At 61.3% G+C, this 10672-nt stretch carries 9 protein-coding genes and 2 tRNA genes; 7 read left to right on the top strand and 4 right to left on the bottom strand.

Annotation, left to right across the window (positions count from 1 at the left end):
• Positions 1-196 precede the first annotated feature (196 nt).
• Complete coding sequence (locus tag AC0L15_RS28230) at positions 197-1861, bottom strand: ABC transporter substrate-binding protein (protein ID WP_473497762.1); 1665 nt, start codon at positions 1859-1861, stop codon at positions 197-199.
• Between the two features lie 293 nt (positions 1862-2154).
• On the opposite strand from AC0L15_RS28230, the gene AC0L15_RS28225 reads away from it, so the two are divergent.
• From AC0L15_RS28225 to rbsK, 3 genes are all read left to right on the top strand, one after another.
• Entirely contained in the window at positions 2155-3213 is a 1059-nt protein-coding gene (locus AC0L15_RS28225; RefSeq protein ID WP_287247534.1) for an ABC transporter ATP-binding protein, read from the top strand.
• 96 nt (positions 3214-3309) lie between these two features.
• Positions 3310-3762, top strand: coding sequence for an RbsD/FucU family protein (locus AC0L15_RS28220; protein ID WP_128170032.1), 453 nt, complete (start codon positions 3310-3312; stop codon positions 3760-3762).
• Between the two features lie 4 nt (positions 3763-3766).
• Positions 3767-4729, top strand: coding sequence for a ribokinase (rbsK, locus tag AC0L15_RS28215; RefSeq protein ID WP_287075828.1), 963 nt, complete (start codon positions 3767-3769; stop codon positions 4727-4729).
• Between the two features lie 556 nt (positions 4730-5285).
• Here the strand turns inward: rbsK and AC0L15_RS28210 are convergent.
• Positions 5286-6050 carry an ion transporter gene (locus AC0L15_RS28210; RefSeq protein WP_473497771.1) on the bottom strand — a complete coding sequence of 255 codons (765 nt, stop codon included), beginning with the start codon at positions 6048-6050 and terminating at the stop codon, positions 5286-5288.
• Positions 6051-6357: 307 nt separating this feature from the next.
• Between AC0L15_RS28210 and AC0L15_RS28205 the strand changes: the two genes are divergently transcribed.
• The 3 genes from AC0L15_RS28205 (at position 6358) to AC0L15_RS28195 (ending at position 8280) form a co-directional block, all read left to right on the top strand.
• On the top strand, positions 6358-6837 hold the full coding sequence (locus tag AC0L15_RS28205; protein ID WP_473497759.1) for an EF-hand domain-containing protein: 480 nt from the start codon (positions 6358-6360) through the stop codon (positions 6835-6837).
• A 55-nt stretch (positions 6838-6892) separates the two neighbouring features.
• The gene (locus tag AC0L15_RS28200) at positions 6893-7999 is read left to right on the top strand and encodes a flavodoxin family protein (RefSeq protein WP_287247532.1); all 1107 of its coding nucleotides are present in this window, start codon (positions 6893-6895) and stop codon (positions 7997-7999) included.
• 92 nt (positions 8000-8091) lie between these two features.
• Positions 8092-8280 (top strand): DUF1003 domain-containing protein, encoded by a 189-nt coding sequence (locus AC0L15_RS28195; RefSeq protein WP_287137954.1) that lies wholly within the window; start codon positions 8092-8094, stop codon positions 8278-8280.
• Between the two features lie 112 nt (positions 8281-8392).
• Here AC0L15_RS28195 and AC0L15_RS28190 read toward each other — a convergent pair.
• Positions 8393-8469: transfer RNA gene (locus tag AC0L15_RS28190), tRNA-Asp, on the bottom strand.
• A 214-nt stretch (positions 8470-8683) separates the two neighbouring features.
• Here AC0L15_RS28190 and AC0L15_RS28185 point away from each other — a divergent pair.
• Positions 8684-8759: transfer RNA gene (locus AC0L15_RS28185), tRNA-Val, on the top strand.
• Positions 8760-9298: 539 nt separating this feature from the next.
• On the opposite strand, the gene AC0L15_RS28180 is transcribed toward AC0L15_RS28185, so the two are convergent.
• Complete coding sequence (locus AC0L15_RS28180; protein WP_128246670.1) at positions 9299-10474, bottom strand: hypothetical protein; 1176 nt, start codon at positions 10472-10474, stop codon at positions 9299-9301.
• Positions 10475-10672 lie beyond the last annotated feature (198 nt).

Here is a 10672-nt window from a genome sequence, read left to right as displayed (position 1 = left end):
GCATTCCACTCTGGCCCCCGGCCCCCCGGGCCCGCCTTTTCCTGCCGCGCTTCGCCCCCCCCCCACAAAAAATTTAATTTTCTTTTGGCCCCCCCGGGGCCCGGCCTTTCCAGTCCTGGCGGATTGCCCGGGGGGGCGGGAAAGGGGGGGGGCGGGGGGTTTGGGGGCGCGGCACCGCGGTTCCTAAAATCTCAACCTACATGCCGAGCGAGGCCTTGTAGAGCTTGATCTGGTTTTCGCGGCCGATCTGGTCGGTCAGCTTCTCCCAGGCGGCTGCAATGGCGTCGGCGCCTTCCTGTGCCGTCATCTTGCCGGCAAATGTATTGGCCAGGATGTCCTCGGCGGCGCTGTAATATTGGAAGATGCCGGGGATACGCGGCTCGATCGCGGCGTTCGGATGGTTGTAACTGTCGGCCTCCGACTTCAGATATGAGGTGATGAAGGCCTCGTCGTAACCGGCCGCCACCCATTCCGGAACGTCGAAATGCGAGTTGCGGTAAGGCTGGAAGCCGGACGGATACGCCGCGCACCAGAGCGACAGGTCCTTGCCGCCGAGATGGGCCGCGGCCGACCATGCCGCCTTCTTCTTCTTTTCATCCGAATCGACACGAGCCATGACGTAGACGCCCCAGCCGAGATAGGCGCAGTTCGGCGCATGGTTCGGGCCGCTGGCCAGTTTGTCCCACTGGCCGGTCTTGGAATTGTAGACGTCGTCCGAGCCCGGCAGGATCGAGAAGCCGGTGACGTCGCCGACGACAGAACTGTCGTTGGTCTTGACGTTGGAGCCGACGTCGCCCCACCAGGTGACCATCGAACCGGTGCCGGCCAGGAACTGCTGGAAGGCGGTGGTGTTCGGGTCGGCGTTGATCTGGTCGGCAGGCTGCGACGGCAGCGCGTCGATCACGTCCTGGATGGCCCGCACCCAGGCTGGATTGTTGATGCGCGGCTTCATCGTATCGGCGTCGAACAGCCAGGCCTTGTCGTCGGGATGCTTGGCATAGGCGCTGGCGCGGCTGCCGAGGAAATAGAAGCCGAAGCCGCCCCAGGCCTTGGGCGCGTCGAGATAGCCAAAAACATCCTGGCCCTGGAACTGCTTGCCCTTGAGGAATTTTGTCACCGCCTGCACCTGCTGCCAGGTCTTCGGCACGCCCCATTCACCGCCACCGCCGCCGTCCTTCCACGCCTTGGCGAGGTCGGCATCGGCAAACACGTCGGTGCGGTAGTTGAAGTTGTGCGCGTCGCCATCGACGGTCACGCGGTACTGCTTGCCGTCCCACGTGCCGACCGGTGGCTGCAGATAGGCCACGACGTCCTTCATGTCGATTTGGTCCTTGACCCAGTCCGGCATTTCGGAGGTCAGGCCCTTGCCGCAGACGTCGCCTTCGAACGGCGCGCCCATCTCGATGATGTCGAAATCGACGGTGCCGGTGGCGATCGACTGCTGCAGGCGGGCATTGTAGTCCGCCTGCGCCAGGTCGATCCAGTTGATCTTGGCGCCGGTATAGGTCTCCCAAGGCTTCAGGAAGCCGCGAAACAGCACATTGTGCAGGTTCTGGTTGTTGAGCCCCATGAAGGTGAGCTGGACGCCGGCGAATTCGCCTTCCTTGACGCTGGTCTTGGTCGCCTCCAGGCAAAGCTCGCCGACCTGCTGGAAGTCGGCATCGGTCGGCTGGCCCTTGCCGACACCGGGGATCTGCAGGATCTGCGCGCGCAATTCGCTTGCGGCGGAAGCCAGGCGCGTCAGCGCGCCAAGCCCGGCGCCTGATGCCGCTGCGATCGCGGCCATACTGGCCGCGCCCTTGAGGACATCGCGGCGAGTGGCACCCGCCCGCATGAATTGGTTGTAAAGGCTGACTTTCATTTCGTTCCTCCCAGAATCTCTATGGTGATTGTTCGGGTGTTTGGAGCGCTGGAAATGTTCCCCAACAACAGCGGCTCCCAGAAATAGCGGCCCAAGTTTTCCTCCGCAACGCTTCGACTTCCGTGGTCCGACCAGCGTGCCGGCGCGCCCGGAACAGGGTCAAAACCCGAGCCCTTTCACTATTCTCACAACCAGGTGCCGTGTCAAACGCGAACAGAGTTTTTTATCTATAAAAGACTGACTTGCCCTCGCTGTTTGCGTTGTTTAGCTTCACCGCAACGAAAGGGGGGCCAATGGCTCAAGTCGCGATCAGCAATGTGGCCAAGGCGTTCGGAACCGTCAAGGTCCTGCACGGTGTCAGCGTCGACATCGCCGACGGGCAGTTCGTGGTGCTGGTCGGTCCTTCGGGGTGCGGCAAGTCCACGCTGCTCAGGATGGTGGCGGGGCTGGAGACCGTTTCCGGCGGCACGATCGCCATCGGCGACCGTGTCGTCAACCATCTGCCACCGGCCAAACGCGACATTGCCATGGTGTTCCAGAATTATGCGCTCTATCCGCACAAGACGGTCGAGCAGAACATGGCCTTTGCGCTAAAACTGCGCAAGACCGATCCGGCCGATGTCGCCGAGCGGGTCAAGCGTGCCGCCGATATCCTTGATCTCAATCCCTATCTCAAGCGCTATCCGCGCCAACTCTCCGGCGGCCAGCGCCAGCGCGTCGCCATGGGCCGCGCCATCGTGCGCAACCCGCAGGTGTTCTTGTTCGACGAGCCGCTGTCCAACCTCGACGCCAAGCTGCGCGTCCAGATGCGCACCGAGATCAAGGAATTGCACCAGCGGCTGAAGACCACCACCATCTATGTCACGCACGACCAGATCGAGGCCATGACCATGGCCGACAAGATCGTCGTGATGCGCGACGGCCGCATCGAGCAGGTCGGCGCGCCGCTGGAATTGTTCGACCGGCCGGCCAATCTGTTCGTCGCCGGCTTCATCGGCTCGCCGTCGATGAACCTGCTCAAGGGCGTGGTGCGCAAGGGCGACAAGCCCATCGTCGAGATCGCAGGGACGCCGTTCCCGATGGCTGCGAGCAGCAAGGTGGAGGACGGGCGCAATGTCGTCTACGGCGTCCGGCCCGAGCATCTCGAAATCCACCCCGACGGCGTGCCGGTGAAGATTTCCGTCGTCGAGCCGACCGGTTCCGAAACGCTGGTGTTTCTGCGTTTCGGCGAGGGCGAGATGGTGGCGCTGTTCCGCGAGCGCCACGACTTCAAGCCGGGCGACACGCTGCATCTGAAACCGCGGCTCGACCAGGTCCATCTCTTCGACGCAGAGACCGGCAATCGTCTTTAAACACTTTGAATTGCGAATGATCTTGTCTGAAAACCGACAACACTTCGGGCTCATGCGCCAGGCTTCGCATCAAATAAGCCCGTTCGGGAGGGAATTATGCTAAAAGGGATCAATCCGCTGCTCAATGCCGACGTGCTGCAGGCGCTGCGGGCAATGGGCCATGGCGACGATCTGATCATCGCCGACACCAACTTCCCCTCCGATTCGGTGGCCCGCCAGACCGTGCTCGGCCGGCTGCTGCGCATCGATGCACCGGCGGCTGACGTGGTCAAGGCGGTGCTGTCGCTCTATCCGCTGGACACTTTCGTCGACGATGCCGCGGCCCGCATGGAGATCGTCGGCAAGCCGGACGAGATTCCCGCCGTGCAGCAGGAAGTGCAAGACGAGATCGATGCTGCGGAGGGCACGGCCTGGCCGATGATTTCGGTCGAGCGCTACGCCTTCTATGAACGTGCCAAAAAGGCCTATTGCGTCATCCAGACCGGCGAGCGCCGCTTCTATGGCTGTTTTGCCTTCCGCAAGGGCGTCGTGCCTCCGGACGCGGAGTAGCGGGATGCCAGGCAAGCCTGTGGTCATCAAGCCTGTCGTCATATTGGGCGTCTTCGTCGCCGACACTGCCTACCGCGCCGCCCGCCAGCCGCGCATGGGCGAGACGATCCTCGGTACGTCCTTCACCCTCGGCCCCGGCGGCAAGGGCTCCAACCAGGCGGTTGCGGCCGGCCGTCTCGGCGCCGACATCACCTTTCTGACGCGCCTTGGCGTCGATCCCTTTGCCGATATGGCCAGGCAGACCTGGACGCAGGCCGGGGTGAAGAGCGCCGTCATCGACACGCCGGAGAGTTATACGGGTGCGGCCTATATCTTCGTCGAGGAGACGAGCGGCAACAACGCCATCATCGTCAGCCCGGGTGCGGCGATGCTGATTTCGCCAGACGACATCGAGGCTAACGCCGGCCTGATCCGCTCGGCCGGCGTCTTCGTCACCCAGCTCGAGCAGCCGATCGAGGCGGCGATGCGGGCTCTGGAGATCGCACGCGGGGCGGGGGTGACGACCATCCTCAACCCGGCGCCGGCAGCAAAGCTTCCTGACCGCATCTACACGCTCTGCGACTATGTCACGCCCAACGAGACCGAGGCCGAGGAACTGACCGGCATCAAGGTGTCCTCCATCGACGACGCCCGCCGCGCCGCCGATCGTTTGCTTGGAAAAGGCGCCGGCGCGGTTATCGTGACGCTCGGCGAACAGGGCGCGCTGCTGCACACGGCCAGCCGCTCCGACCATGTCGGCGCGATCAAGGCCGGTTCCGTGGTCGAGACCACCGGCGCCGGCGACGCCTTCAATGGCGGCCTGGCCGCAGCACTTGCGAGAGGCGTGGACCCGCTGCAAGCGGTCCGCTTCGCCTGCGCCGTCGCCGGCATCTCGGTGACGCGACCCGGAACGGCGCCGTCGATGCCGACGCTGCAAGAGGTCGAGGCGCTGCTCGCCAAGGCCGAAGCTGCCGATCTCCCCCCTTGAGGGCGGAGATGTCGCCGAAGGCGACAGAGGGGGTAGCCTCGCGTGGAGCTCCGGCGTTCTCGCCCGCGAGGGGCCGTGCCCGGTCGAACCGACCCCCTCTGCCCTGCGGGGCATCTCCCCCACGAGGGGGGAGATCGGCCGTCACCGCCGCCTTCGCGAACCGCCACCGTTGCAGGAGCGAGCGGTGCGCCAAAGCTGCCAATCTCCCCCCTTGAGGGGGAGATGTCCGGCAGGACAGAGGGGGGCGCCTAGCTCCGCCATCAAAGGTTCTGCACCGTCGTGACATCAGTCCGTTCCGACCACGGTGACATATTAGCCACAGTTAATATCAATCGCCAAACCCATCTTGCGTCTTTGGCGTAGGTGTCCCGTAATGGGTCACTGGGTCTGGCGCCGCAATTGCGTGGTCAGCGAAGCCGGGGGGCAATCTTGACCTGGCAATCGAGGGGGGGTATTGGGGGACCCGCCGCTTCGCAAATGAAGCGGCGGGCTCTTTCACGGCTCATCACAAGCCGCCGAACGGACAGGAATCTTTTGCAATGCTGGCGGCGGCGCTCTAGCCGCGAACGCCGGTCAATTCGCGGACCTCCGCCCGCAGCGCCTGCAACTCCGCCAGGATCATGGCCTGGTCGCTGTGCAGCGTCGCCCTGTCGGCCGATTCCACGGCTTCATGCTCGGCCTCCATCGCCGAAACGATCACGCCGATGAATAGATTGAGCACGGTGAATGAGGTCGCGATGATGAATGGGATGAAGAACAGCCAGGCCGCCGGATAGACCTCCATGACCGGGCGCACCACACCGTCCGACCAGCCCTCGAGGGTCATGACCTGGAAAAGCGTGAACAGCGATTCTGGTATGCCGCCGAACAGTTCGGGAAAGGACGAGCCGTAGAGCTTCGTCGCCATCACCGCAAAGACGTAGAACACCAGCCCGAGCAGCAGCATGATCGAGCCCATGCCGGGCAAGGCGGTGATGAAGCCGGTGACGACACGGCGCAGCGACGGAACGATGCTGATCAGGCGCAGCACCCGCAGGATGCGCAGCGCCCGCAGCACCGAGAGAGAGCCGGTCGTGGGGATGAGCGCAAAACCGACGACGAAGAGGTCGAAGATGCGCCATGGATCGCGGAAGAAACGCGTCCTGTAGACGACCAGCCGGATCGCGAGTTCGAGCACGAAGACGCTGAGGATGGCGCGGTCGATAGCCGTCAGAAGCGGGCCAAAGGCAGCAATCGCGTCGGGCGAGGTTTCGAGGCCGAGCGTGACGGCGTTGATCAGGATCAGGACCATGATCGCGAGGTCGAAGCGGCGCGATTCGATGAGCGATTCAGGGCATCCAAGGCTTCTTCTCCGTTAGAGCATCGGACCCGAAAATGGGAACCGGGTTCGGGAAAATCCAATGCTCAAACCCATATGGCCGGCTTGTGGCGCACCGGATACAAAAAGTCGAAACAGCCGAAGAATGCTGCGGCTAAGCTGCTGATCTCCCCCTCAAGGGGGGAGATTGGCCGTTATCGCCGTTTTCACCAATCACCAGCGTTGCAACGCGCTAGGAACCATGCGGGGAGCAGCGGGTTTGGCTTAGATGCCGACACGTTCGGTCCACCCATTCTCCAAGGAGAACACGATGACATCAGCAAGCAAGACCACAGCAATTGCCGCGGCGTTGGCTATGCTGGCTTCGCCGGCGCTACCCCAGACGAGCTCGCCTGCGCCCGCCGCACCTGCACAAGGTTCACAGCCGTCGCCAGGCGGGCCAACCGAAGACTCCATGCGCCAAACGATGCGCGAGATGATGACTGAGATGCTGGAGGAGAAAATGCAGCATCGCCGCCCGCGAGCAGAGCAGCGAGGTGACGACCGTTGGCATCGCGATTTCCGAAGGCATGACCGGCGCCATATGGGAGGCGGGATGATGCATGGCGCACGGATGCGAATGATGTTCGCCATAGTCGACGCCAACGGCGATGGGGCGCTGTCTCAAACCGAGGTTCAGGATTTTGTCGAGCGGATATTCAGCGCCGTCGACGAGGACGCCGATGACAGCATCGACAGGGAGGAAATTCGATCCTTCTTCCACGGAGGCGCTGACGGAACGGGTGAATAAATCACTGCAAGATCTTGCGCGTTCCTGGACAAGAATTCGGGAAAGGAATTCGGAAATGGCTGGTCTCGTTGCCAAATTTGTCGGGAAAACCCCGGCGCCTCGCAAGGGCATGGCTAGTCCCAGACTGAGTGAGAAAGCCTTCAAGGCGAGGTACAAGCAGCAATTCGTCGATCCAGCGTTCGAACCGTTCGCCCAGTCGATTGAGCAAATCGCTTCGATCGCCTGGCAGGCTTACGCGGATTCCCGCAAGAGCCCGATCACGAGGAAAGCCGGTCTTGGGTTCAGTGACCCCGACTACGATCTGTCCGTCGATTGGATTGCGGCGCACGAGGCGGTGCTACAGGCGCAGCGTCGGTACGAGGACCTAACGGCGCCGCCGCGTCTGTTGATCATCAACGGGTCGTCGCGCAGCGAGCACACCTGTCCCGGCGAGATGTCGAAGAGTTTCCGGCTCGCCGAAATCGCCCGTGAGACCATCGACAAGGAAACGAAACTTGCAGTCGAAATTCTCGATCTGTCGCGGCTTGCTTCCGAATACGGGAGGAACATCCATCCGTGCAAGGCGTGCTTTTCGACGGCCGCTCCGCTCTGCCATTGGCCCTGTTCCTGCTATCCCAACCATTCGCTTGGGCAAGTTCAGGACTGGATGAACGAAATCTACCCGATGTGGGTCGCCGCCCATGGCATCATGATCATCTCGCCGGTGAATTGGTATCAGGTTTCCTCGCCTGTCAAACTGATGATGGACAGGCTTGTCTGCGCTGACGGTGGCAATCCAGACCCCTCGCTGACACAGGGCAAGGATGCGGCAAAGGCAAAGGAGGTAGAACTGGCCGGCTGGGACTATCCGCGTCATCTGGCAGGCAGGCTGTTTTCTGTGATTGTGCACGGCGATGTCGAAGGTGCGGAGAATGTGCGGCATTCCCTCGCTGACTGGCTGCGCTTCATGAAGTTGTCGCCGGCCGGCCCCAGCGCCGAGCTCGACCGCTACATCGGTTACTGGAAGCCGTACGCCACAAGCCATGAGGAACTCGATGCCGACGAGACAATCCAGGAAGAGGTCCGCAACGCCGCCCGCTCGCTCGCCGAAGCCGTCGTCGAACGTCGGTCGGGCCGTTTCCGTCAGATCGGCATCGGCCTGGAAGACCCGCGGCAAAAATAGGCGACCCGATCACCGAAGCACGGGGGCCGGAATTCTGCACGGAAACCGCGCCCGAGCTTGGTCGCGAACGTGCCAAGCATCAGCTCGGAGCGTTGAGCGAGCACCGCGCCGAGCTGGATCTGCAGATCGGCCTGCTCAACGAGCATGAGACCACGCGACTGATCGAAACCGCCCTGACGGAGCGTTTGAAGGTACCAACGCCGGCAGATGATGAAACCGCCTCAGCTAGCTCAGAGCGTCGATCCGCAAGCGGTGATGAGCCAGATCGAACAGGTTTCTGAAAATCAGGCCAAGCGCTGAAATTTATCGGGCGCCAAGGTCGACCCGAATATCTGAATTGCCGGTCCGGCATTCAGAGTTTTTTACATTTCCAATCAGCTAAGTGATTGAAAATGGCGCGAGTGACGGGGCTCGAACCCGCGACCTCCGGCGTGACAGGCCGGCACTCTAACCAACTGAGCTACACCCGCGCAAGACGAGCACGGTCAGCCGTGTTCGTCGTTGGGCGGTGGATAAGGCGTAAGCCACCGGGTGTCAAGCGGAGCGCGACAGCATAACAGCAAACAGCAGAAGGTTTTTTGACGAGCCGGATTTTGCCGCCGAAAACGACCAGCGGCGAGGCCGTCGTGCGCTCATTTGGCCTTGCGAACCCCGTCCTAACTGCTTAAAGGTCCGCCCCGGAGCGGGCGATTAGCTCAGTTGGTAGAGCGCTTCGTTTACACCGAAGATGTCGGCGGTTCGAGCCCGTCATCGCCCACCAAATTTCTTAAGGAAATCCGCACAGTTACCAGCTTCCAGATCTCGGTGACCTCAGCAACCGCCACCGAAACCGCCACCGATACAAGCCTTGAAAAGGTAGCGCTGGTCCAGCGTACTTGACTGGCAACCCGCAAGTCCTGATCCTGCATCGGGGGATGATGGGGATTCAGGCATGGGCTGGCGGGCTGAAAGAGCTTACGAAGAGGCGCAGGCGAAGGCATTCCACCAGTGGCAGGCCTCGCTGAAACGAGCGGAATACTGCATGGGACCGGTGGCGGCACTTCGTCGCCGGGGCTGCGACCGCCGCCATTTCATGCGGTCGCGGGATACCTCGACCCTGAGGGCATTCCACGCATGCGGGTCTTCCTGGACAAGCTCAAAGAGGCTTGCAGAGCGGCGTCACTGGCAACGGTGATGTCCGTTCCTAGTCACCGATACGATGGGATGCCGGGGCGGCGGACCTGACGGAAGCCCTTGCCGCCACGACGATGCGTTTCGCCACATACCGTTTACGTCTCACATCAGGCTTGGTCTTTGGGCCTAGTTGAGAACCATTCGGCGGTGCAACCGTGTGTCGATCGAGTCGAACACTAGAACCGGCACGAAACCAGGACGGACATATCTCAGACCATAGCCGATCACGGTTCCATCGGCCGTGACTTCTTCGATTTCCAGCACGGCATCGTTGGGCAAGCTCAGGTAATCACCACCCAACTCCCGGGGCCTTAGCCCGAAGCTACCGATCTCGAATTCCCGCTGCACCGCCTCGACTGCAACGCTGTGCAGAGGATGCTCACGTGTGATGATATCAAGCAATTCAAACTCGTTTCCACCCTGTCGTTCCACCTGCACCATTCGGGGAAGCTGGCTAAGCACCTCAGCGTGCTCCCGCAGGAACGGAATGGGATCAAATAGGCTGGCGATCTCAAAAGACTTCGTCCTAGATATGGGTAAATCGGTCGCTTCGATCGTTTGCTCCGTGCCGTCGGGACTCCTCTCTACGATCCTGACCTTCAACAACTTGTTCGGCAACACCGATATAACAGCGGTCACTCGCCTGTCGTCGCTGTCCCACACGCCACGCCACATCTCTGGGCTGGAGAAACGGAACGACTGTGAATCGATGTTTGACGGCGGCGTAGAAGAAAATGGAATCGTTGTGGAGGCAGCCGGAGCGGTATTCGTCACCTCGATGTTCAAATGCCAGTGAAAGTCACCGTAAGGCTGAGTGAAGATCTGTCCGACGGACCAGAATACCAGCCATGGAAGGCTCTGCACTTCCGCTAGCTCGTCGTGTGGCGAGAAGAAGTTGGTCCGCTTAACCGAGATCGTGGCCGGGGTCGTGTCCCGCGTGTCGAACTCTCCGGACCCAGGGGCGATGGTCGGATCAAAACGCATTGTCTCGACACTCGCACCCCTACGCGGTGACCAATAGGGCAGGAAGTGTGAGATTTTGAAGAACTCACTGGTTCCGCTTGTGTTCGTGGTTCGGAAGGCGACCCATCCTTCTGTGCCCGTCATGATGCTGCTCAGAATGGGAATGTCGCCCCCGGACTCCGCTTGATAGTGGCCTGATTGGCCGGGGTTGATAAGTCCAGCTGCCTGGGAAGGAAGGCTTCCCTCAGCCCACTCACCGTGATCAAGATGATCCTTTACCCACCTGATGGGGGCTTGGCCGGAATTTTTGATCGTGCACCTAAAGAGACGCGCTGTCATAACACCCTCCTCGAGCTAACCTCTCTATTTATTCTCCATGAAAGCAAGCACTGAAAGCTAACGGCAACTTCCCACTGGCACGTTCTTATTGCGCGCCAGAGGAAAATAGGAACTCAAACTATTGTGCTATTTGTACTCCTTAATTTTCTTATGTCTAGGAGTAGGTTAATTGGCACACGAAGTGGCCGACCAAGAGTT

The organism is Mesorhizobium sp. WSM4846 (genome assembly GCF_055811415.1).
This window is presented reverse-complemented; position numbering and strand designations above follow the sequence as displayed.

Excerpts from the sequence above, each read along its gene's own strand:
- AC0L15_RS28225 (WP_287247534.1), top strand. The coding sequence starts at position 2,155 with ATGGCTCAAGTCGCGATCAGCAATGTGGCCAAGGCGTTCGGAACCGTC.
- AC0L15_RS28220 (WP_128170032.1), top strand. The coding sequence starts at position 3,310 with ATGCTAAAAGGGATCAATCCGCTGCTCAATGCCGACGTGCTGCAGGCG.
- AC0L15_RS28230 (WP_473497762.1), bottom strand. The coding sequence starts at position 1,861 with ATGAAAGTCAGCCTTTACAACCAATTCATGCGGGCGGGTGCCACTCGC.
- AC0L15_RS28200 (WP_287247532.1), top strand. The coding sequence starts at position 6,893 with ATGGCTGGTCTCGTTGCCAAATTTGTCGGGAAAACCCCGGCGCCTCGC.
- rbsK (WP_287075828.1), top strand. The coding sequence starts at position 3,767 with ATGCCAGGCAAGCCTGTGGTCATCAAGCCTGTCGTCATATTGGGCGTC.
- AC0L15_RS28205 (WP_473497759.1), top strand. The coding sequence starts at position 6,358 with ATGACATCAGCAAGCAAGACCACAGCAATTGCCGCGGCGTTGGCTATG.
- AC0L15_RS28180 (WP_128246670.1), bottom strand. The coding sequence starts at position 10,474 with ATGACAGCGCGTCTCTTTAGGTGCACGATCAAAAATTCCGGCCAAGCC.